The organism is Dendronalium sp. ChiSLP03b (assembly GCF_034531165.2).
Taxonomy (GTDB): Bacteria; Cyanobacteriota; Cyanobacteriia; order Cyanobacteriales; family Nostocaceae; genus Dendronalium; species Dendronalium minutum.
The window spans coordinates 1-23217 of sequence record NZ_JAVRBR020000055.1 but is presented as its reverse complement, the minus strand read 5'-3'; the positions used below and the strand labels follow the sequence as shown (position 1 = coordinate 23217).

Sequence of the window (23217 nt, the reverse complement as noted above, 5' to 3'; positions counted from 1 at the left end):
CTCACAAGTGTAGGTTTTTAATCAAGCAATGAGTAATGACTATAAAACTAACGCTCTAATCATCATTTCTTCTACCCCTACACCCTTACACCCTAAAACCAGGGTTTTAGGAACAAAACGTAAAAAACCTACACCTGTCAGTACCCCTCTGCCCCTCCGCCTTGTGTATTAAGCATCTTGAGGATTCAGGCGAGTCATTTGCCAAGTGGTGTAAGTACCAATAGGACTCCAAAGCAAATAAGGAACTAGTAACAGTGCTGCCCAACCAGAAATAGTCAAAACTATAAGTATTAATAAAACACCTATAATAAAACCTATCGCACCGAGAATTGTGCCTGCTTTGAGACTGCGAAGCCGAAACATTACAGGCGTGTAGGCAATTGTCGCAATTTCTAAAAGCAGATATAAACCCATCAGTATCCAAGTTGTGTTGGTTCCTGGATTACTTTCCCAAACAATATAAGCTGACCAAGCACCGCAAATGAATATTACAGTCCAGATAACTGGAATTGCTGCCTCAAAAGTTAGCCAATTGGGTCTTTGTAAGCGTTTGAACCACTTGCGATCGCTTGGTGTAATTAAGTTAGCACCCAAAGCAACTAAAAAAGCTACGCCCCCAATCACCATCCAAGATTTAATCATAGCCCTTATCCTTTTATCCTTTGCTTAGGCTCGAAGAGGCTTGTCGTCAGACATAGCTTGTCTATCGGTTAAATATCACTGTTTATAGTGCGATTTTGTAACTTAACTGCTAATTACTCATCATCCCCGAGTTTGATAACTGAACATCATTTGGCAGGATTTTGAAAGTCAGGAGTTAGGAGTGCTGCCCCTCCGTCCCTATGAATCTTTCATCTCCCGACTTCGGCTAAAATTTTATGCCGCAAGATTGTGAAGTGATTGTGTCTGCGGATGGGGGTATAAGGCAAGCTGTGGAATTAGTCTTGAATATGGGCTAATGCCGACTAGACTTAACGAGAATGAATATGCAAACGGAATCAGAAGTGCGATCGATAGCACCAGCAACTCAAGGAATTGGTAATACTATTCGCTTTACAGGTTGGATTGCTTTTTGGGTACAACTGGCCATTGGAGTGGTTTCTGTCTTAGCTTTGTTGTTTGCCTTGACTGGTCGTGGCTTGGTTCAGCAACAAAATACCGGTCTTGGGATTGGCATATTTTGGGCTGTATGCGGAATTTTAGTCTTGTTATTCAGTCTCTACTGGGATTTTCGTTACACTCGCATAGGTAAAGCTTTAGAAAATCCCAATCCAGCTTTGCATCCTAGTAAAGCAGATACAACTATAATCCTCCGACTAGGGATAATTGTGGGTTTGGTGGGAATATTATTAACTCTGTTGGGTGCTGGATCAACCATGTTAGTGTTAGTGGCAAAATCTATATCCCAACCTCCAGGAGTGGCAATCACCGACCCCTACAGAGTTATTCGACCGATGGATGTTTTTGTGGCTGTGGCAGACATCACTGGCATTGCTGCTCACTTTGTGGGTACTGTCGCTTCGTTATGGTTGTTGGAGCGAGTGCATCAACACTAGCAGAGAAGTTATCAGTTCTCACGCATTCAATGCAATTACTCTTCCTCATTACCGAAATCTAGTTCGATTCCGAGGGCAGGAAGTTGCTTTACTAAACGTTCAGCCCTTCGCTTTTGCCTTTCTACTTGTTTTCTTTCCCGCTTTTCGGGAGTCTGTATCCAGCTACCCAGAGTATCATACCACCGCAACTACTGGCAATCGCTTCCTTGCTAAACACCTTGCAATAGTCCTAAGCCTAGCTGAATATCATTTATCCAGATACGTGATTGCAGTAATTCTAACTCTGTGTAACTGCTACCCTGTAACTGAAATGCTCGCAAATAATCGGTGTAGCCGTCAAATACCACATAGTAAGGCATACATTGTTGGCAGGAATTCTTTAGGAGGACGCGGCGAGTCGGTTTGATACATGATGGCTTGCTAGGAATTAGGAGAAAAGTCACCTGATATTATTTTCGCAAGAGTCTGGGGGCGATCGCATTAACTTAGTAAATGGATAAAAGTGAGCAGCTTTATCCAGAACGGCGATAATTGCTGACCACACGGTAAGTAAGTAGACATAATTAAATGTAAGATGTCATTGCGTTCGTGTAGCGTCTCGTAGAAAGGAGGAACGAAGCAATCCCAGTCTTTGCGATTGCTTCGTTCCTCGCAATGACAGAACATATTATATTTATTTATGCCGATCTACTTAGCGAAATACTTTAGCACTTCAACTCTATAAATCTGAAAAGTACCTCAATCTAGGGTATGGCATTGGTATGGAGGCAAACAAATAGCTATTAGTTAATCATGATTGCTATAGTTGGGCTTTTCTGTGCTACAACCCATTGGATATCATCATTATTCAAGAGGGCGATCGCTTTTTAATCTAAACAGAATTATGCTTGCATTCTACTCTAGATTTTCTGTTATCTCTGCTGTTGCACCCAAATACGAAAAGCCTTGAGTGTTGAATTTCTGCCTGCTATTTTACTTTGCTCAAGATATTGGGGAATAACTTCAATCAGTGATAATCCAGGAAAATTTAAGCTTTCTGGAGACTCTACATAATGCCCATTTTGTAAAATGTTAATTTGTAGCTTACCGTTTTCAAAACGCCAAACTTCTGGCACTTTTAGTCCTTCATAAATATTAGGATGAGTGCGAGAAGTGATATCAATTTCTAGAGCTAAGTCTGGAGGTGGATCTACTGTTAAATCTAGTCGTTTTTTACCACGAATTTGCAATTCATTTTTGATATAAAAACATTGATCGGGTTCTATACCTTGAGCCATTGCTTTATTTTGGAAAGTGGTAGAACCAAGGCATCTAAACTCAATGTCTAACTCTTCTAAAAGTACTTTAACTAAATCACTAATAATTTCTTTATTGTCTTCATGTTCTGGCAGTGGTGCCATAATCTCCAATATTCCCTTATCATAAGCGATTCGTGCTGTACGGTGTTCTCCCAATTCTTCTAAAATGCTTTCCAATTCTTGCCATGTTACATCTCGCAGCAGCACTCTTTGTCCTGGTGGTACATAGATGCGCTTTAATTCCAACAACATCATTTCCACTCCAGTTGCTTACTAAATGTATTTTATTACTTAGGATGGTTTTGAGTTAAACAAACTCGTATTTAATATTACAGGTACTGAAAAACTAAATTAGTAGGGAATCAATTTTTCCCCAACTACTAAGGAGTAATAATGGTTTTAGGTGGATATCAGCGTTGTGTAGGTGTGTTTACTAGTCATCGAGATGCAGAACAAGCACTACGTGAGTTGAGAGATTCTGGCTTGCCAATGGAGAAAGTATCTGTACTTGTACAGTATACAGACCGCGATCGCGAGATTGGTGATGATGAAATTAGGGAGCGTATTGGTGATAAATCTGACGAAGTTGCGACAGTGGGGGGACTTTCGGGGGGTGCTTTAGGCGGCTTGACTGGTTTATTAGTAGGTCTTGGTACTTTAGCAATCCCTGGGGTTGGCCCAATAATGCTGGCTGGCGCGATGGCGACTGCTTTAGCTACAACCTTTGTCGGAGCAAGTATTGGTGCTGCTACTGGGACTTTTGCTGGTGCATTAGTTGGTTGGGGAATTTCAGAAGAGCAAGCTAGAGCATATAACGAGCGAGTAGGGCATGGACACTATTTAATAATTGTAGATGGTACATCACAAGAAATTGCCAAAGTAGAAGCAATTCTACAACGTTGGGGTATTGAAGAATTTGGCATTTACGATCGCTTCAACGAGAAGCTCAAAACTACAGATTATGTCCCCACGCCTACTACTGCCATTCCTAATAATAGTGAGATTCTCACCAAATATGCCATTAATTACTTTAATAACATTGATAATACTGAAGCGGCAATTAACGACATATATACGGCAGGTTTCCCATTAAGCCAAATTTCCCTGATTTGCAAAGACTTTTCTCAATTCAAAGGGTCAGCAGACATTAGTGTAAGCGATCGCTTTGACGCTATAAGATTAGGAGTACCAGATGAATGGGCACGCTTTTACAATGAGCAAATTGCTCAAGGCAATTACATAGTTATAGTTATTGTTAGTGGCATAGACAATGAGCTTAATCGCGCTAGCTCTATTCTGGGCAGGTATGGAATTCAAGAGTGCCAAATTTATGACCCAATGTTAATTACTTCCTAACCCTGCGGGTTCTGCTTTAGCATTACGGGTGACGCTCCTAACGTCGCTAACGCTGCGCTAACGGCAGTGGCTTCTCTGCCTTACCCAAAGGGCTTGGTTACTACCGTTTTAGGATGCATTAGGACATATGTCCTAATGCATCCTAAACAGAACTGCTCAACTGTTCCTCAGAAATCCAAGCAGCGTGGAATCCATAAGGTACTCGCTGGGGAATTAGCACCCGCGCCACAGGTTCACTAGTCACATCTTGGGCATTCACTACTAACAACTCAGAAGTTGCTGAATTCTCATCGTGGACTAAAGTCAAAATCCAGCCATCATCTTCAACCGTCGCACCAGGACGCGGTACAAATACAATATCGCCACCATAACGCTCCTGTCCGAATTCGAGAGTCTCAGACTTGTTAATCAGAAAATCGTATTTGATCAGGGCATCGAACAGAAGTACTGGATTATTAGCTACTCTTGTTGTGTAACCATAGCGCGTCTTTCGTCCCAATAGCTGTTCGTTGACGCGAGGAAATTCTATGGGTACATCGTCTAGCATCTGTTCTTGAACAGTGCCACTGACGAGATTAAATCGCCATTGATACAGTGGTCTGTCGCTTTCTTCGTCACTCTGGATTGGTTCTAGAAGTCCTGAATCTTTCATCCGACAGCCACTTAGTACTACCTTGTCCCCTTCTTCGTAGGCGTTGAGGGTATGAGGTACAAAGCAGGCTGGACTCTCAAACCAGCGGATATTGCTGTTGTCGCCATGACGAGGAAGAATGCCGAAACGGCTGGGGCGATTTTTCTCAAACATTAGCATAGGTTCTCCCCGCTGCACTCGTTCTGAGCAAAAAGTCAGCGGCAGATCCATAAAAATCGTGTAGTTTTCGCTAATGGCAAAATCATGCATCATTACCCCTATTGGTAAGTCAATTGGCACTGTCCGCAACAACTCACCTTGGGCTGAAACTACACTGTATTGCAAGTATGGTGGTGTAAATGGAGAGTAGCCAAAAAATAATAACTCTCCCGTAACTGGGTCTACCTTGGGATGGGCAGTGAATGCAGAGGTCAGTTTAGCATTGTAGGTGTACTCGCCAATTGTCTCTAACCCTGGAACCTGGATGGCGTAAGGCGCACCCGCTTCCCATAGCGCTAAAAGTTGACCTGCGTGCCACACTAAAGCTGTGTTAGCAGTATTTTTGTAAAGGCCGTAGGGATTGTCCATCTGTGGCGGTTCCAAAAGTCCAGTCCAGATTGCCTTACCTGCTGCTCGCTCAATTTTCCATCCTGCTGTTTGCACGTAGCGATTGCGATAAGTTGCTTTGCCGTTGCTAATTCTCACCCCGTGTAACATCCCATCCCCATCAAACCAGTGATACTGACCTATAGGTGGCCACTGAGGATTGGAGCCAGTTCGCACAAATATTCCTGATAGTTCAAGGGGTAGTTTACCTATTACTAATAGAGTGTCAGCGGTGATTTCTTCACGTACAGGCGCAAAGTTGCCATCAAGATAAGGATTGACTGCTGTCATAATGTTGGGTTTGCAAGCGAGTAAATCTGAAAATAGTGGCACTTTATATATATTAGCGATCGCCTTGACTGTGCTTCGCAATACATTTTTATCTCTAGTACATCGGGGGCGAAAATAAAGCTACCATCTGAAATAGGTAAAAAGCTGACGACATAAGTGTTTTTTCTTTTTACTTTTGCCTTGTTGTACTAGTCCATTTGAAAGTCAGTGAGAAAAAACCTTGAGTTTAAATCTTTACTTACTCCGTCACGGACAGACAGAATGCAGTCTTAAGAATGCTTTTTGCGGCTCGGTAGATTCAGAACTTACCCCAGAAGGCTTAGAAATGGCAAAGGCTTTTGCATCTGCATACAGTTCTTTCCCCTGGACTGCTATTTTTTGCAGTCCCATGCGGCGAACTGTGGAGACAGCAAAACCTCTATGTACAGCAATAAGGATGGAACCAGAACTGCGGGATGGTTTAAAGGAAATTAACTATGGCAAGTGGGAAGGAACAACCCCCGAAGAAATCAACCAAGAATATCACGATGATTATCTTCGCTGGTCAGCCGATCCCGCTTGGTATGCGCCAACTGGTGGAGAAATGGCAATTACAATTGCTTCTCGTGCCATGCAGGTAATTGAAGAAATTAAGTATCTTTACAGTAATGGTAATGTGTTAGTCGTTTCTCACAAGGCAACTATCAGAATTATTTTGTGTAGTTTGCTGGGGATTGATGTGGGACGCTTCCGTTTTCGTTTGGGATGTCCTGTTGGGTCGGTCAGCATTGTAGAGTTTACCTCACATGGGCCGCTATTAAAAGCTTTGGCAGACCGTACTCATTTGGATGAGCGTTTGCGAAATTTACCAGGGACGTGAGGGGAGGCAGGTAAGAGAGCAGGGGGGCGGAGGGGCAAAGAGGCAGCACTCAGCACTCTCAAGACAGGAGGCACAAAGAACTAGGATTAGGGAGTTTGAAGTTCCTAGCTGGCTGAACGAACGATTAACTGGTAGACTATAAAGTCTCCCTAGAAGTGCGAACTTAATTGGTTGGCAAACAACTGTTGTGGAAATCGGGCATGGGACATAGAAAAAGAGATTTTCATTTTTTGTTGTGTCCAACTGGGTCTGGGTGTGTGTAATGAATTTAATTTATTTTCTTTTGCGTTCTTCTTGGGGGATGGTGGCGATCGCGATCGTCACCGGATTTCTCAGTGGCGGCAGTAGCGCTGGACTAATTGCCTTAATCAGCAATGCTGCAACTCGTAATACCTCTGAACGTCTGACCTTGATAGTTTGGTGTTTTGTTGGGCTAGCCATAATTGCATTGATTACCAGTATCGTCTCACAAGTGATGCTGATTCGCCTGTCTCAAAATGCGGTTTTGCAATTACGGATGCGTTTGAGTCAGCAGATTCTTTATGCAGAGTTAAGTCATCTTGAAGGCTTAGGAAACCCTAGACTATTAGCAACCCTAACAGAAGATATTCAAGCTGTTGCCAATGCTGTTTATCAAATGCCTTTCTTGTTTATTAATCTGGCAATTGTTCTGGGTTGCGTAGCCTACATTACTTGGCTATCTTGGTTGGTACTGCTGATGGTAATCGGTCTGACAGTGGTAGCGATCGCGAGTTGCATGTGGCTGTTAAATAGAGGAGAAAAATTGCTGGCTCTAGCTCGCGAAGATGAAGACCAACTATTTAAACATTTAAGCACTATTACCGAAGGAGTCAAAGAACTCAAGTTGCACTACGGGCGGCGGCAAGTATTTCTAGAGCATAAACTGCAATCAACTGCTACTGAGTTCCGTCGTCACAACGTTGCTGGTCTGAGCCTTTTCGCTGCAACTTCTAGCTGGGGTCAACTTGTATTCTTTTTTGCACTCGGTTTTGTACTGTTCGCACTACCTAATCTACTACAAATCAATTCTCAAACCCTCTCCGGCTATATCTTGACTTTCACTTACTTGTTGTTGCCCATGGACAACATTATTAGTAAACTTCCCTTGTTCAGCAAAGCTAGCATTGCCTTGCAAAAGATAGATTCTCTAGGTTTATCTTTAGCTAGTCGCTCTGAAATATCAACTGTTCCACCTGCTTTGAATTCTTTTTGGCACAGTTTAAAACTGAAGGATATTACTCATATTTATTATAGAGGTGGAGAAGATAGTAGCTTTTTCTTCGGCCCTATTGACCTCACACTTTATCCCCAAGAAATAGTATTCATCGTTGGCGGAAACGGCAGCGGTAAATCGACATTAGCTAAACTAATTACTGGACTCTACATCCCTGAAAACGGCGAAATTTTGTTGGATGGGGAGCTAATTACCGAACAGAATCGAGAATGGTATCGCCAGCATTTTTCTGTGGTGTTCTCCGACTTTTATTTATTTGAGGAATTTTTGGGCTTAGAAAATGCGGATTTGGATATTCGAGCTACAAAATATCTCAAGCAGCTGCAATTAGACCATAAGGTGAAAGTTGAAAATGGCAGACTTTCTACCACTGCTCTTTCACAAGGACAGCGGAAACGACTGGCTTTACTCACAGCATATTTAGAAGACCGACCAATTTATTTATTTGACGAGTGGGCAGCTGACCAAGACCCAGTGTTTAAAGAAATATTCTACACTCAGCTGCTACCAGAACTGCGGCAGCAGGGTAAAACAGTAGTGACCATTAGCCATGACGATCGCTATTTTCATCTAGCAGACCGAATAATTAAACTGAACTACGGCAAAGTGGAGTATGACCGAAGAAAGGCAGAGGGCAGAGGGCAGATGGCAGAAGGTTCTAGATAATAATTGTTCCCTAATTGAAAGTGGGTGTAGGGGAAAATACCACTTTCATGCTTGGTGGTGTACGAAGTTCATCGGGACTGCCTCCTGGCTAATGACTGTTAGTCGAGTACCAATTTACCCTCTTTGGTCAACTTTAGCCGCTGTCCCCGCCACTCAACTGTCCCGCCTACAAAACCATAGCCCCAGATGGCAAAGTAGATTAAATCGCTAAAAGGGATAATCCACAAAAATCTTTTGGCAACTTGGTCATGAAGAATTTTTACCCCAACTACCCAGCCCATTATCAACCGCATCAACCAAGCGATCGCTAGGACACTCCAACCTAATATTGAATTTTCTGCGGTAATCAACAGCAGCAAGCTACTAACTGTACCGTATGTAAAAATTAGTGCCAGATAACCCCAAGGACGGGAAACGCGGATGCAACGCGCCCAACGGATTTGGCGTTGCATCGCATCAGTTAAGGTGCTAGTAGTCAGGACATGTTCAACTACGTAGTCAGATAGCACAACTTTGTAACCTTTTTGTGCTGGTAAGTAGCCAAGTTGAAAGTCGTCGGCGAGATGATTGGCTACTGCTGCAAATCCGCCAATTGCTTCTAGTACTTGTTTGCGGATGACGATGGTGGAACCAAAGGCAAATTTTATACCTTCTATTTGATTACTGACTAAAACACCTGCATGGAAATCGGTAGCATTTTTAATTGCTTCTAAAGTGGCTACCCATCCTTGTACAGAGGAACGATAAGGACAGGTGACAACACCAACACTCTCATCCTTTAGAGGTTGAATGACTCGTTGCAAATAATCTCTGCCAACTAAGATATCACTATCAGCTATGAGTAAGATTTCATGTTTAGCGATGGTGACAGCATTGGCCAGATTACTCACCTTCAAGTTTGCCCCGATGATGCGATCGCTCACAACCAAGTTAATATCCAAATGTGGGAAATTTTGGCTAATTTTCTCAACGATTTCTATGCTAGGGTCTTGGCGATCGCGCACAGCGAAAATAATTTGATATTCTGGATAATCTTGTTGGCAAAATGAGGTGAGGTTTGCGTAAGTATCGCGATCTAGTCCACAAATCGGCTTGAGGATGGTAACAGCTGGATGAAAATTGGCATCAGCAGTATGGGAGTGATTAATAAAAGCGATCGCTGCGTAAATCCCATAGCAGTAAAACAATACAGCCGAAACACACAGAATTAACAGCAAGAGATTAATTATTGTCATCTGAAAGGATGAAGTAAATATTACAGACAAATCTCTAGACTACTCATTGCTATCTTCATCTAGTGCTTTCTGGATGGCGCGACGGCAAAATTCTGGAGGATCGTCCTTAGTTGACAGCTTCTCCTTCATAGCCTTGGTGATACGTAGATTAATCCTATCTGTCAAAGGTTCTTCTCTATTTGATTTGATTGGGCGTAAATTCTCAGGAGTTCCCTTAGGATTAGGCATTGTCAAGAAGTATTAACATAAATTGAATCTTTTGGCACCAAAAGATTAAGCTGTGTTTGGTGGGTACACCCCTAGAAAAGTTGTTACCCACCAACGTTCACTTTTACAAATGAACAATTCCATGTTTACACGATCGGAACTTGAAATCAAAACCATTTCAGAATTACGCGACTTGTGTCGCAGATATGGCATTAAAGCAACTGGTAACTCAGAATACAAAACTAGCTACATAGTCAGCTTGATGGCGTTTCCTCAGATAGCTGTTTCCCAGTTCAAGCAAGGCAAGGGCTTCAGAAATCCAGACTTTGCTGCTATTCAGGTAATCAGTACTGCGATCGACGAGATGAATTCACCAACTGATGAACAAGCAGCACTAATCAAGATAACACTGGAAGGCAGGAGAATGAATTATCCTGACCGATACGAGCAAGAAAAGCTCTTAGCCTTGCACAAAGCTAAGATGCATCTAGAACAGGCTATTGGACTGTTAAACCAATAAGGCAGTAGCGTAACGCACCAAAACTATCGGATGGTGCGTTAGCCAAAGGTATAAGCTACTCTACGTATATTTCAAAATCAAATAAGAGTCCTATACATCATTTGATAAACTACAGTGCTAGGGCTGCCGTAGTCTCTAGGAACGTCTTTTGCACCAAATTAGAAATATGCCACCAGTTCTTGGTCGAATCTACTTAAATGATGACTAAACAACCTTTAGAAGTTTGGTGTACAACAATGTCGCTACTGCGCCACAACCCACAGGACGTAGCGTGGTTAATTCATGAGTCAGCACCAGAACTGTTTGCGTTAATTTTTGGTTCAAAAGCTATTCCGTTACTCACTGATTTCGTCCAGCGATCGCACAATCGTTTCAGTTATAAAAATATTCGTGTTGCACAAGCAGGCGATCGAGTATTGGGAATGGCAACAATTCTTAAGGCAGAAGATATTCACGATAATGCTGACGATCGCACTGTACTAAGTTGGTGGGAAAAACTACGACTACAACTAGCACAACGTTTGATTCTCAGCCGTATTCTGCAACATGACTACCCGACTGGAAGTTTTTACATCTCAAATCTTGCGGTTCATGCTGAATATCGCGGAAGAGGTATCGGTACACAGTTGCTGTTGCAGTGTATCGCTGATGCAATAGCCGCAGGGGCAAGCACTGTTTTTATCAGCGTAGATATTGAGAATTCCAGAGCCTACAAGCTCTACGAATCTTTGGGCTTTCAAGTTGTAACCACTAAAACAATGCGTCTTTTTGGAACAACTATCGGCTCTCGCGTTCTGGCATTATCAATACCGTAAGGGTGTAGGCGAGCAAAACCCTTACAAAGAAAGGCAGAGGGTCGAGGGCAGAAGGCAGAAGATTAAAAGTATCAATTAAAACTTTAGTTCTGGGTATAAAACCAGTTTTAATGTATAATTATACTGGGATTGCAGAGAGCGAGGTATAAAACGTCATTGTTACAATCCCACTGTTTTAAGGGTGGTTTCCCTTCTGCCACGGCAGTTGCCTCAAGTCGGGAAACCCTTGACGCTCGTTCGCGTAGCGTCTCCCCTTGGGAGAGGACTCGCGCTTCGCTGCCCTAACGGCAATCGCTCATGGGGGAACCACGCCACCTGCTTCAAGTCGGCAGAGCCGCCCAACGCAGTGGCTCCTCTGCCTCCTGCCTTCTGAAACCATCGTTCAGATAGAAAATACAATACCAGGAGTTATCGCGCTCAAACTGATATCTTCAGCCACAGCAACAACATCGCCGGAAGCAGCAGATCCGAAGTAGATGACTGTATCTAAAATTGATGAGTCATTTACACCTGTAGAAGTATTAAAGTTTTGCTTCACGAATGTGTAATCGCTTGCAGAACCGCGAAGATTGATCTTGTCTGCATCTTGTACAGAGAAATCTATAATCACAGCATGGCCAGCTCCTCGATAGTCGCTATTGATTACGAAACTATCAGCACCAGATGGAACAATTCCAGCCGAAACTCCTCCTCTTAAAATATCTATCTCTCCACTATTAAAAGCACCATTACCGACAAGGCGATCATTACCCCCGCCTCCGACAAGAGAATCACTGCTAAACCCTGAACCAGATAATTGATCGTTGCCGCTACCAGCTAGCAGCGTATCTCCACCACCACGACCTTCAAGAAAAAGGTTTTGTGTGGCGCGACTGGCATCGATACGATTGCTGCTAGCGCCTCCTTGGATTTGGACGGTTTCAATCCCTTCAAGGGTATCTGTACCTGTGGCTGAGTCGTCTAGATTAGCAAAGGGGCCAAATTTGCCACCTTTAAGTTGGCTTTTGTTTGGGTCATTAACAAATGTAAACAGTTCAAAGTTATTGTCGCCATTGATGAATAGGAAGTCGTCACTTCCTGCTCCCCCGATGTATCGATCATCACCCGCTCCATCAACGGCACCATCTACAAAACTATCTCTTCCTGTTCCACCTTGGAGCAAGTCATTCCCTGCTCCACCGTTAAAACTATTGCCGTCATTTCCACCTATGAGGGTGTCATTGCCATTATTGCCACGCAGGAAGTTAAACCCTGCTCCTCCTACTATACTGTCATTACCATCACCACCGTAAATCTGGTCAAGACCACGGCTACCTGTGATAGTGTCATTGCCTGCACCGCCAGAGATATCGGTTCGATCTGATAATAAAGCTTGAGACGCATTAATCGTGTCATTACCCGCAGTACCAGTGAGCTTAACACGCTCAACTTCAGAAAACTGGTGGACTAAATTACCGACAAACAGCCGATCGTTAGTCAAGAAATAATTTGAGGCTCCTTCAACGCGCAGCTCGTCATTACCTGCACCGCCAATTAGGGTATCGCCAACATCACCTACACCAGGAAAGTTTCCATTTTGAGCAATGAGAGTATCGTTACCTGCGCCGCCATTCACGAGATTGTTTCCAGTGCCACCAGAAAGGCTATCATTGTCGTCGCCGCCGTTGAGAGTGTCGTTGCCCGCACCACCATCAAGGGTGTCTCTGTTGAATCCACCATCAAGGGAGTCGTTACCAAGCCCTCCTGATAGAGAATCATTGCCAAAGTTGCCTAGTAGAGTATCATTGCCCGCGCCACCATTAACTGTATCGTTACCCGTCAAAGCATCGATTTTATCATTTGCTCCATCAGCTACGATTTTGTCGTCAGCAGGGGTTATGGTTCCACTAATAATCGCCATAATTTTGAGTTTCCTTTGATTGAGTTATGAGTTTGTGTATTATTTACCTAGTTTGGAGTTTGGACATTTCAACAAAGCTAGATTTGTCCAAAGCCCAATAACTGCTATTGCTGTTATTACCAAGTTGCCTTTTGCGCTCAGAAACGTAAATGTGGATAATTTAAGGAGTTTGATTCCACAAAGTTGAACGACAAAAAGGTCAAGTAAGGTTAAGTAAGAAAATTTAAGGAGAGGAATCTTTGCTAAACTAGACCATGCCTGGATTTCATCCATTTAAATATTCGTTGGTCAAAAATCTGGAAAGTTGAAAATTCGGGCTGTAGCTCAATATGCAAATAGTTGTCATTCATCCCTGAGCAATGGACTTTGAAACAGCATTCCAAATATTAGATTCAGCAGTTGTTGCCCAGACAAAAAGACATCTGAAAGATATTGAAGTGGCAATCCTTCGTAGCTCTTGGCAAGGGAAGAAGTATGACGAGATTGCCCAAACTCATGGCTACACTACTGAATACATACAGCATGATGTTGGCCCTAAGCTATGGCAGATGTTGTCACAAGCAATTGGCGAAAAGGTTAGTAAAAAGAATTTTCAAGCAGCACTAGAGCGGCAGCGGCTTTCGCACACTGCGGCTTCACCAGAGCAGTTAGAGGTAACTTCACAGACCCAAAAGCTGATGTCATCTTCACAGTTAAATATGGAGGAAATGACATCCAACAATTCAGTTTCTCAAGGAAATGAGGAAGCATTAGTAACTGTACTCGCAGAACCAGAATTTCCGGTAGGTCAAGTCCCTCTCGCTTCTAGCTTTTATATCAATCGCCCTCCAATTGAAGAGCGCTGTTATCAAGAGATTTTGCAACCTGGTTCTTTAATTCGCATCAAAGCACCCGGACAGATGGGCAAAACCTCGCTCATGGCTAGGATTCTCGATGAAGCTAGAAATCATGGCTGTCAAACAGTGTCCTTAAGTTTTCATCTAGCAGATAAAGCAGTTTTCACCAGCTTGGATACATTTTTACGCTGGTTTTGTGAAAGTGTTGGGAGGAAACTGAAGCAGCTTCATCAGTTAGATGATTATTGGAGTATTTATGGCAGTAAGGATAAAACCACTGCTTACTTTGAAGAGTGTTTGTTAGAAGAAATCGACAGCCCATTAGTAGTTAGTTTAGATGGAGTCGATCGCATCTTTCCATATCGCGACATTGCCGAAGACTTTTTTAGCCTGTTGCGAGCTTGGTATGAGTATGCCAAGTATGGCGATCGCAGTAGCGAACTCTGGCAAAAACTCCGGCTAGTTTTGGTACATTCCAAAGAAGTTTATATTCCGTTAAATATCAATCAATCTCCCTTTAATGTAGGGTTGAGCGTTGAATTGCAAGAGTTTAATCCAGAACAAGTCCAAACTTTGGTTGAGCGTCATCAGGGACTAAATTGGACTGATGCTCAAATTGAAAAATTGATGGACATGATAGGAGGACATCCCAATTTAGTCCGGTTGGCTCTTTATCACGTTCAACACCAAGACATTACACTTGAGCAGTTGTTGCAAACAGCCCCAACTGAAGCGGGAATTTACAGCGACCATCTCCGAGGACATTTGTGTAATCTCGAACATCATCCAAATTTAGCAGCAGCTTATAGCCAGGTTGTGAAAAGTTCAGTACCAATAGAACTAGACTCGGAGTCAGCGTTTAAATTACACAGTATGGGTCTAGTGGTATATTGTAATGAAAATAAGATAATGCCACGCTGCGATTTGTATCGCCAATATTTTCAAAATCGCCTCGTGCAATTATAGTTTTTAACTAAAATCACCTGTTGCCGATCGCTGAAAGTTAGAATGCATTCGACGAGCAAAGCAGAAAACTCGGCTTACAAATATCAAGTCGGAGGGAGTCTACAAATTGATGCTCCCAGCTATGTGCAGCGGCAAGCCGACAAAGATTTTTATGATGCGCTCAAGGCTGGAGAATTTTGTTATGTCTTCAACTCGCGGCAGATGGGTAAGTCCAGCCTGCGAGTACAAACAATGCGGAAACTGCAAGCAGAAAATATTGCCTGTGGTGTTATCGACATTACGGCGATTGGAAGTCAGGATATCACTGCATCTGAGTGGTATTTGGGCGTACTACGCAGGTTAGCACGTAGTTTCATCCCTAAATTCAAGGTATTGGCTTGGTGGAGCGATCGCTCTGGACTCTCACCAGTGCAACGCTTGAGTGAGTTTATCGAGTCAGTGTTGCTGGCAGAAGTCTCGCAAAACATTGTAATTTTTGTAGACGAAATAGATAGCATTCTCAAATTAAACTTCAAGGATGATTTTTTAGCTTTGATTCGGGCTTGCCATAACAAACGAGCTGATAATCCAGCTTACCAACGCCTGACATTTGCACTGCTAGGGGTAACTACTCCTTACGATTTGATTCAAGACAAACACCGGACACCTTTTAACATTGGTCGGGCAATTGAACTCAACGGCTTTCAATTGTCTGAAGCTCAACCATTAGCTGAGGGATTAGTGGATAAATTTGTTAACCCTCAAATAGTATTGCAAGAAATATTAGCTTGGAGTGGCGGTCAACCTTTTCTCACTCAGAAGCTTTGCCAGTTAGCGATGGCTACGCCAACACCTTCTCTGCGAGACGCTACGCGAACGGCGAACGCTTCTTCCATTCCCCAAAATGGTGAAGCAGAGTATATTGAGAAACTGGTGCGCTCTCAAATAATTGAAAACTGGGAATCCCAAGATGAACCGGAGCATCTGAGAACAATTCGCGATCGCCTTTTTTGCAGGTGCGCTGATGGGAATGGCATTTTGAGAAGCGAACAGCGCATTCAAAAGTTACTGAAACTTTATCAGAAAATTTTACAAACAGGTCAAATAACATCAGATAATAGTTCCGAACAAATGGAATTGCGGCTATCAGGATTGGTAGTTAAGCAACAGGGTTTATTAAAAGTTTATAACCACATATATGCTGCTGTTTTTAATCAAAATTGGCTTGATAAAGCATTATCAAGTTTACAATCATTATCTCTGCCCAGTAAGTTCCGTCTGCAAACTGTGCTGATTTTAGCTGTGGTTGTCACAGCTTTAGTAATGGGAGTGCGGCATCTAGGACTACTACAACCCGCCGAGCTAAAAGCTTTCGACCAACTGCTGCGGCTGCGCCCTAGCGAACAACCAGATCGCCGCCTGTTGGTAGTTGCGATCGCTGAAGATGATTTTCAGCTACCAGAACAGCAGCAAAGAAAAGGCTCGCTATCAGATCGCGCACTTGCTCTACTTGTGCAGAAACTCGAAAAGTTCAAACCACGAGCCATTGGTTTAGATATTTATCGCGATTTTCCTGTAGACCCCCAGGAATCACCTCTAGCTAATTGGATGCGGCGCAGCGATCGCTTCATTGCTATTTGCAAAGTCAGCGAACCCCAGATCGATGAACCAGGCGTTTCACCTCCTCCAGAAATTCCTCTAGAACGTCAAGGCTTTAGCGATTTTGTCAAAGACAGCGATGGTATTCTCCGCCGCCATCTGATTGCGATGAAACCAGGCGACTCATCCCCTTGTACTACATCCTACGCCTTCAGCGCTCAATTGGCATTTCGTTACTTAGAAGCTGAGGGCATCTCTGCACAGTACACTCAAACCAAGGAGTTGCAGATTGGCAAAGTTGTGTTTAAGCGATTGCAAAGGCACATGAGTGGCTATCAACAACTGGATGATTGGGGCTATCAAGTATTGTTGAATTACCGTTCCTTTGACTCACCCTTAAAGGCTGTCGAGCAAGTCACGTTAAAAGATGTGCTTAGGGGTGCGATCGATTCCAAGATGGTGCAGAATCGGCTCGTACTCATTGGTATTACTAACCAAAGTGCTGGTGATTATTTTTCCACGCCTTACGCTACCGACCAGAACCAGCAAATGCCAGGAGTTGTTGTTCATGCTCAAATGGTGAGTCAAATTCTCAGTGCTGTTTTAGATGGGCGAACCCTGTTGTGGGTTTGGCCTGTTTGGGGTGACGCTTTGTGGGTCTTTTGCTGGTCTGTTTTTGGAGGGTTATTCACATGGCGCATTCGTAATTTCTTGCTTTTAGCATTAGTAGGAATTACTGTAATTGTGGTTATATCTGCAATGAGCTTGGTTATCCTTTTGGCAGGCATTTGGATACCGCTAATTCCTGCCGTGCTAGCCCTTGCCGTTACAGGTAGTAGTGTAGTAATCTACACCATCTATCAAGGCAGTAATAGTAATTCGTAATCAGAAAAGACAGAAAGGGATAATTTCCGAAAATATCTTTTATACTTTTGATGATCTAAATAGCCTTCATTAGTCCGTTTATTATATTTATTTTAGAACTGTAAAATTGGACAATTACCAACAGAAGGATGTAAAAACTTTGAGTGACTGTTGAAATGAAGATAACTCTTCGAGAGCTTAAACTAGTCTGTACGTTCGTCGCAGACGTTGGCGCAGCCATCGCTTTAATCTCGCTTTGCTTCACACTAGTACCAACACAGCTCGTAAAATCTCAGGTTCCTGAAAAGGGAATTTTTAACGCACCTCCTCCGCCAGAGGACATTAACGCACCTGGTAATCGCACAGCAGGAGGAAAACGCGGTTGCAAGACCATAAATAAACAGTTTACTGCATCCCAAGAAAAGAACTTGACAGCGTTAGTTCCGGTTTATCAGTCTCCAAATGCAGAACTAGTCTTTGGATTAACGACTATCTCTCATCCAACTTTCTGGTTTTACGTTCCTTATGTAACCACAGCTTCCGCAGAGTTTGTGCTACAGAATGAAGCGGGAGAAATTGTATACCAAAGTCCTGTTTCCTTGTCTGGGACACCAGGGGTTGTTAGCATCTCTTTGCCATCAACAGCTTATTCGTTAGAAACTGGCGATCGCTATCATTGGTACTTTAATATTTACTGTAATCCACAACAACCACCTGTTTTTGTTGATGGTTGGATAAAAAGAGTTGAACCCAACACTGTTTTGCAAAATCAGTTAGAGAAAGCAACGCTCAAGCAGCGCGCTGCTCTTTATGCCACTTATGGTATTTGGTACGAGTTAGTGAATGCTTCAGCCGAACTTCGCCGCCTAGATGCGAGACGAAATGATTGGGCTAACATTTTGCAATCTGTTGGTTTAAATAATATTACTTCAGAACCGATAGTAGACTGTTGTAATTGAAAAGCATCAACCTTGTCGAGGAATAGGTCGTTTTTTCAAAAATCAAATTGGAGTCCTATATAAAATTAAAACTGGAAAATTGCACGAATTAACATAACTGCTAAAATGCCAAATCCCAAAACAATGAATGCTAGAAGTATCGTAATTCCTATTACGAACAGAGGGTTAGCTTTCCTGTTTTGAGGAGTAATATTTATATATTGGTCTAATAAAGCAATGTTTCTGGAATTAGCCTTCCAAGTAAAATCTAGAAGATCGCCCACTGCTGGAACTAAGCCGACCAAGGAATCAATTAGAACGTTACCTACCATTTGGAATATCACATTACTAGGTAAGCCCATTCTTGCTGCTTCTACAACAATATATGCTGCGAATAAACCACCAATAAAATCTCCACTACCTCCTACTATTCCTAGTAATCCTAAAACGGGATCTAATCCAATACGATAATTAGTTCCTGGTATGGGGATAGATGTATCAAGTAAGTGAGCGATACGACGTAGGTGTTTGACCTTATTAGGATCGTATTGAATCTTCATAAACTGCAAGTATAATAAGGTGATGGCACGGCTTCCCGTCAGTTTTCCAGCTCATCCTTGGTTTTTGATCTGTTTATTTAAACAAATAAGTAGCCGTCATGAACTACATACACCAGGACAGATGAAAAAACTTTCTTTCCTTCTGCCTTCTGCATCTGCCCTCTGCCTTTTTCAAGTCAGGGTTGGTATGGTAGTTCTTTGGCTGATTTTTGACTATACCATAAACAGACCCACAAGTTTCATCAGTTTGAATCCGCCAGAGCGTCTATTTTTTAAGTCTTTTGAAACCAATCCAAGATTAATCTAGCAACAGCGATCGTGCTTTCGATTAATTGATAATAGGTCAATCATCTCTCAGGCGGTGGTTGCTACTTGATTAGGACTAACGACTCTTAATAGCTATAACCAATTACCCAGTAGGACGTAAGGTGCCCAAAATATCGGATGTTGGTACTTAGGGTTTTTTAACAAAGCTAGTTGGGCTTGACGGAGTGCTTCGGCTTTAGTCAACTGTTTGCTAATTAATTCTCGGTAGAACTGACTCATCAGTTCTGCGGTAGATGCATCATCCAAATTCCACAAAGAAGCAAGGGTGCTGCGTGCCCCTGCCCGCACAGCTATGCCAGCCAGCCCCAAAGCAGCCCGCTTATCTCCAGCAGCAGTTTGGCAGGCGCTAAGAACAAGTAGTTCAATGGCATTAGGTCTTTGCGTATCTCTAATACGAAGTAAGGTATCGAGCTGATTGACATCGATCCGACCATCCCAGGTGAGAATAAACGTCTCGTTTGCTTTGGAACTAAACTGACCGTGAGTTGCCAGGTGTACTACAGGGAAAAGAACAGAATTGATTTCTGTTTGCAAAGTTTTGCTGGTAAATTTTTGATTAAGTAGCACTGTAGTGGGTACTTCAGATTTAATTTCATTCAACTCAAGCGCCACATTACTTAGGGCAGAAAAGCCCTGGCGTGCTTCAGTAATGCCGGCAGTCAAAACTTTTATTTGTTGCTGTGACAAAGATTTGGGAGTTAATAATTGCAACCCTGGAGTCAAAGCGATCGCATATTTCTCGATAAGATAATGTTGACCGTCATAAAGGGCAGCCATAGGAATATTTCGCAAGGAACCATCCAAGACAAACACCAAAGTCTTGATTTGAGATTTGGCTAAGTATTTCTCAGCAGGTTGCAGCAGCCAATTATATACCTGCTTAGATAATGCCTGAGTCTGTTGCAGTGTATAAGGTTTGATCAGTTCTTGTCGCAATTGGTCTAAAATTTTTTCTACCTCACTTGCAGTAATACTGGTTTTGTAATGACGCAATGGTTGTTGAGGTAACTTGAGAATAACTTCTAGTTTGTCGGCCAAGATAATTGGATAAATAACTGCCGCAGTCCGATCTTGTCGATCGATCACAGAGTCAACTTGTATTGGTCTTCCTTCCAAGCAAGCAACCCGAAAGAAGTTATCCAGTTCAGCTATTTGTAGGGATTCAATAACAGCACGGGCTTGAACTAGGTTGTCTTGACTGAGTTGGGAGTTGCCTTGCGATCGCAAAAGCAAGTTTACCAACTGCCGATAGATTGGCTCTACTTCATCTCGGAAAGAAAACTGCACCTCTGGATTAATCGCAACTAAATCGTTGCGGAGGGATTGAAGGATTTTAACTGATTCGCTGTAAGCTGCGATCGCTCCCTTGATATCTCCCTTAGCTTTCAGCAAGCGTCCTAACTGCCATTGCCAACGATAGGTAATATCTGGCACATTGATGGCTTGGGATACAACTAAGGCTTGTTGAGTGAGGTCTTGGGCGCTATCAAATTGTTGCGTCTGTTCGTATAATCCTCCGAGATTTCCCAAAGCATAAGCCTCTGCTCGTTGGTCTTGTAAATCTCTGGCTTGTTGGACTGCTATAGCCAAAAGCTGGGCAATCTCCTTTACCTCGTGCTTTACGCCTTTTGCTCTTAATTTCATGAGACTTTGAGCAAAGTTAATGCGAGCGTAAACCGCCTTACGACTGGCAGGCAAGTTAGGGATTTGAGCTTGGATTTTAGACACTAACGCTTGAGCAGCAGTCAGTTGATTATCATCCAACAATAGGCGAAGTTGATTTAAATCGGCTTGGATGCGTGTAGTAGACGAAGTAGACGTAGCGGCAGCCTGTTGATAGTAATTTAGAGCGGCTGGGGTATCCTGCTGGGCTGTGGCGGTGTTACCTAAACTTAACCAAGTTTCATTGATAACTTGAGGCGATCGCATTCGCGTTGCTACTTCTAAACTCTGCTGCAAAATCTTTCGAGATTGTTCTAGATCCCCAACAACTCGCAGTACATTGCCAAGGCTACGCAATCCTGTAGCTTTGAGAGTTGAGTCTGGTTGGTTTTGCAGGTTTTGGTTAATCTCAATTAACGTCTTTTGGGCTTGACGATAATTTCCTAAAGTTTGCCAGGCTTGGGCAGAGTTAATTTTGCTACGGATTAACCCAGTCTTATCTTCTATTTTTGCATAAATTGCAGCTGCTTGTTGCCAAGTATTTAGAGCTAATTCAGCTTTTCCTTGTGCTAACTGTAGCCGACCTTGAATATCTAAAGCTTGCGCTAGGATTTGCGATCGCGAGTCTTGGTCGGTAGAGATATCTTGTAACAGATTCAGACTTTGGGCGATCGCTTGACTGGCTTTAGACCACTGTCCTAATTGCTGATAGGCTAAGGAGACATTACTCAAACTCATGGCTTGCCATAGTTTATCCCCTTGAGCTTTGAAAGCAACAGATGCCTGTTGAAAGACTAAAGATGCCTCATTAAAACGTTCTGCTTCATATAAGTTTCTGCCCTGTTGAAATAACTCTTGGGCATTAGGTACACCTTGAACAATGGAATTTTGGGCAGCAACAAAAGCAAAGGTGGGTGGCAATACACCTATGGCTAAGAACATAGCTAAAAGTATCAGTATTCCACAACGGTAAGCTTCTCTGGACAAATACTTCAACAGATAGCGGACTCTACGGAAAAATAAAAATCGTTTTCTTTTCACGTTCTTGCCCTCAATGTGCTTTGCCGCTCCTACCCGTATACCTCATTCAAACAAGAATTGCTATATGTAATACCAATTCGTAATTCGTAATTCGTAATTCGTAATTCGTAATTCGTAATTAAGAAAGTCCCATTTAGTCTAGGTTTCTGGGTTTGGATCTGTATCAGTATTTTTGGGAAATGGTATAAATTTTACTTTTATTAAAAGCTGATATCAAACCTTGGCTTTGTAAATAGTGAAGAACTTGGTTAACACATTGTTCAACCGTGAATCTATCTGTTAAACAGATAATCTCTGGATTTATTGGTTCTTCGTAGGGGTCAGAAATGCCAGTGAAATGTTTTATTTGCCCGCACCACTTAACCCAGTCAGCTAGAGAATTGCGCCTTGTTGTTTCATGTGAAATTTAATACTCGATAGTATTTCTGTTGAAGCAAGTAGTGCCATGATTAACAAGGATAAAGGGAAAGGGGAAAAGCAAAAAACCCTTACCCTTTAACCTTTCCCCCTACAAAACTTTACATAGTTCAGTTTAATTGCGCCTACTTAATTAGGCAAAACCACGCTTTGACGTACAATACGCTTGCGATCGCTTTTCCGAGTACCTCCAGCCATCTGATACTCATGGCTATTATTACCAAATTTATAAGCAATACCACGCAAAATTTTATCAGAATAATCTGCCAAATCCTTTTCATTTTCAACGATCTGGGTTAGTAAGACATCGATAGTAGAGAGAGTGGTATTGTATGCTTCTATAGATTGTCGTAGGCTTTCAATTTTATTAGTATAATCTTTGACCGTCAAACCTTCTCCAACATCAAGACTTGGACTGATAGATTTAATGCTTGCTAAACGGACTTCAGCCTTGTCAAGAGTACGTGAACTGCGTTTTTGCCTTGCCATAATTAATACTCATTTTCCAAAATTCTCATAACTCTATGGTGGACAATTGTATAAAAAGTTGTCATACGTAAAATTGTTGATTTTTCTGAAAAAACTTAAAATTTCAGTGATTTCCAGCATTCTTTGCCGATTGAAACCACATTTATTGTAGGGGTACAGCTATTGGTGTTAACCTAAGCTCAAACGCTTACGCAACACACTTTTTACCCCAAATTCTTTAAAAGTAGTGGCGTGTCAAGGCTAAAATGTTGCATTAGAATCGCCTGTTTCATCGGTTTCAAAAATTGGATAAAGATGTTTAAGTTTGACACGCGCGTCTTCAGTAGTAAAACGCCAAATTACTT

Annotated in this window: 21 protein-coding genes; 10 read left to right on the top strand and 11 right to left on the bottom strand. The window is 42.5% G+C overall.

Features of this window, described 5'->3' with window-relative positions; genetic code table 11:
- Positions 1–168: 168 nt before the first annotated feature.
- Positions 169–642, bottom strand: coding sequence for a TspO/MBR family protein (locus tag RMY31_RS14165; protein WP_322664168.1), 474 nt, complete (start codon positions 640–642; stop codon positions 169–171).
- A 344-nt stretch (positions 643–986) separates the two neighbouring features.
- Between RMY31_RS14165 and RMY31_RS14160 the strand changes: the two genes are divergently transcribed.
- Positions 987–1556, top strand: coding sequence for a DUF3611 family protein (locus RMY31_RS14160; RefSeq protein WP_322664166.1), 570 nt, complete (start codon positions 987–989; stop codon positions 1554–1556).
- Positions 1557–1765: 209 nt separating this feature from the next.
- On the opposite strand, the gene RMY31_RS14155 is transcribed toward RMY31_RS14160, so the two are convergent.
- Positions 1766–1999 (bottom strand): hypothetical protein, encoded by a 234-nt coding sequence (locus RMY31_RS14155; RefSeq protein WP_322664165.1) that lies wholly within the window; start codon positions 1997–1999, stop codon positions 1766–1768.
- Between the two features lie 468 nt (positions 2000–2467).
- Positions 2468–3106, bottom strand: coding sequence for a Uma2 family endonuclease (locus RMY31_RS14150; protein WP_322664211.1), 639 nt, complete (start codon positions 3104–3106; stop codon positions 2468–2470).
- A 141-nt stretch (positions 3107–3247) separates the two neighbouring features.
- Here RMY31_RS14150 and RMY31_RS14145 point away from each other — a divergent pair, with 141 nt between their 5' ends.
- Positions 3248–4210 (top strand): hypothetical protein, encoded by a 963-nt coding sequence (locus tag RMY31_RS14145; protein ID WP_322664163.1) that lies wholly within the window; start codon positions 3248–3250, stop codon positions 4208–4210.
- 142 nt (positions 4211–4352) lie between these two features.
- Here the strand turns inward: RMY31_RS14145 and RMY31_RS14140 are convergent, their stop codons facing one another.
- Entirely contained in the window at positions 4353–5738 is a 1386-nt protein-coding gene (locus tag RMY31_RS14140) for a carotenoid oxygenase family protein (RefSeq protein WP_322664209.1), read from the bottom strand.
- Positions 5739–5958: 220 nt separating this feature from the next.
- Here RMY31_RS14140 and RMY31_RS14135 point away from each other — a divergent pair, with 220 nt between their 5' ends.
- On the top strand, positions 5959–6597 hold the full coding sequence (locus RMY31_RS14135; protein WP_322664161.1) for a histidine phosphatase family protein: 639 nt from the start codon (positions 5959–5961) through the stop codon (positions 6595–6597).
- Positions 6598–6859: 262 nt separating this feature from the next.
- Positions 6860–8518, top strand: a complete 1659-nt coding sequence (locus RMY31_RS14130; RefSeq protein WP_322664159.1) for a cyclic peptide export ABC transporter — start codon at positions 6860–6862, stop codon at positions 8516–8518.
- 98 nt (positions 8519–8616) lie between these two features.
- On the opposite strand, the gene hpnI is transcribed toward RMY31_RS14130, so the two are convergent.
- On the bottom strand, positions 8617–9753 hold the full coding sequence (hpnI, locus tag RMY31_RS14125; RefSeq protein ID WP_322664157.1) for a bacteriohopanetetrol glucosamine biosynthesis glycosyltransferase HpnI: 1137 nt from the start codon (positions 9751–9753) through the stop codon (positions 8617–8619).
- A gap of 39 nt (positions 9754–9792) precedes the next feature.
- Positions 9793–9981 carry a hypothetical protein gene (locus RMY31_RS14120; RefSeq protein ID WP_322664155.1) on the bottom strand — a complete coding sequence of 63 codons (189 nt, stop codon included), beginning with the start codon at positions 9979–9981 and terminating at the stop codon, positions 9793–9795.
- A gap of 121 nt (positions 9982–10102) precedes the next feature.
- On the opposite strand from RMY31_RS14120, the gene RMY31_RS14115 reads away from it, so the two are divergent.
- Together RMY31_RS14115 and RMY31_RS14110 are read left to right on the top strand one after the other, a co-directional pair.
- Positions 10103–10480 carry a hypothetical protein gene (locus tag RMY31_RS14115; protein WP_322664153.1) on the top strand — a complete coding sequence of 126 codons (378 nt, stop codon included), beginning with the start codon at positions 10103–10105 and terminating at the stop codon, positions 10478–10480.
- A gap of 197 nt (positions 10481–10677) precedes the next feature.
- Complete coding sequence (locus tag RMY31_RS14110) at positions 10678–11295, top strand: GNAT family N-acetyltransferase (protein ID WP_322664151.1); 618 nt, start codon at positions 10678–10680, stop codon at positions 11293–11295.
- Positions 11296–11677: 382 nt separating this feature from the next.
- Here RMY31_RS14110 and RMY31_RS14105 read toward each other — a convergent pair whose 3' ends face one another.
- Complete coding sequence (locus RMY31_RS14105) at positions 11678–13195, bottom strand: calcium-binding protein (protein WP_322664149.1); 1518 nt, start codon at positions 13193–13195, stop codon at positions 11678–11680.
- A 359-nt stretch (positions 13196–13554) separates the two neighbouring features.
- Between RMY31_RS14105 and RMY31_RS14100 the strand changes: the two genes are divergently transcribed.
- From RMY31_RS14100 to RMY31_RS14090, 3 genes are all read left to right on the top strand, one after another.
- Positions 13555–14997 carry an AAA-like domain-containing protein gene (locus RMY31_RS14100; protein ID WP_322664147.1) on the top strand — a complete coding sequence of 481 codons (1443 nt, stop codon included), beginning with the start codon at positions 13555–13557 and terminating at the stop codon, positions 14995–14997.
- Positions 14998–15039: 42 nt separating this feature from the next.
- Positions 15040–17460, top strand: coding sequence for a CHASE2 domain-containing protein (locus tag RMY31_RS14095; protein WP_322664144.1), 2421 nt, complete (start codon positions 15040–15042; stop codon positions 17458–17460).
- Between the two features lie 155 nt (positions 17461–17615).
- Positions 17616–18398: a DUF928 domain-containing protein gene (locus RMY31_RS14090; RefSeq protein ID WP_322664141.1), complete on the top strand. Its 783-nt coding sequence runs from the start codon at positions 17616–17618 to the stop codon at positions 18396–18398.
- Between the two features lie 65 nt (positions 18399–18463).
- Here RMY31_RS14090 and RMY31_RS14085 read toward each other — a convergent pair whose 3' ends face one another.
- Entirely contained in the window at positions 18464–18937 is a 474-nt protein-coding gene (locus tag RMY31_RS14085; protein WP_322664139.1) for a DUF4112 domain-containing protein, read from the bottom strand.
- A gap of 22 nt (positions 18938–18959) precedes the next feature.
- Here RMY31_RS14085 and RMY31_RS14080 point away from each other — a divergent pair, with 22 nt between their 5' ends.
- Entirely contained in the window at positions 18960–19244 is a 285-nt protein-coding gene (locus RMY31_RS14080; protein ID WP_409877944.1) for a hypothetical protein, read from the top strand.
- A 92-nt stretch (positions 19245–19336) separates the two neighbouring features.
- On the opposite strand, the gene RMY31_RS14075 is transcribed toward RMY31_RS14080, so the two are convergent.
- The 3 genes from RMY31_RS14075 to RMY31_RS14065 all read right to left on the bottom strand — a co-directional run bounded on the left by RMY31_RS14075 (position 19337) and on the right by RMY31_RS14065 (position 22873).
- Entirely contained in the window at positions 19337–21967 is a 2631-nt protein-coding gene (locus RMY31_RS14075) for a CHAT domain-containing protein (RefSeq protein WP_322664138.1), read from the bottom strand.
- Between the two features lie 163 nt (positions 21968–22130).
- The gene (locus RMY31_RS14070) at positions 22131–22313 is read right to left on the bottom strand and encodes an adenylyl-sulfate kinase (RefSeq protein ID WP_322664207.1); all 183 of its coding nucleotides are present in this window, start codon (positions 22311–22313) and stop codon (positions 22131–22133) included.
- Between the two features lie 200 nt (positions 22314–22513).
- Positions 22514–22873: a hypothetical protein gene (locus RMY31_RS14065; protein WP_322664136.1), complete on the bottom strand. Its 360-nt coding sequence runs from the start codon at positions 22871–22873 to the stop codon at positions 22514–22516.
- Between the last annotated feature and the right edge of the window lie 344 nt (positions 22874–23217).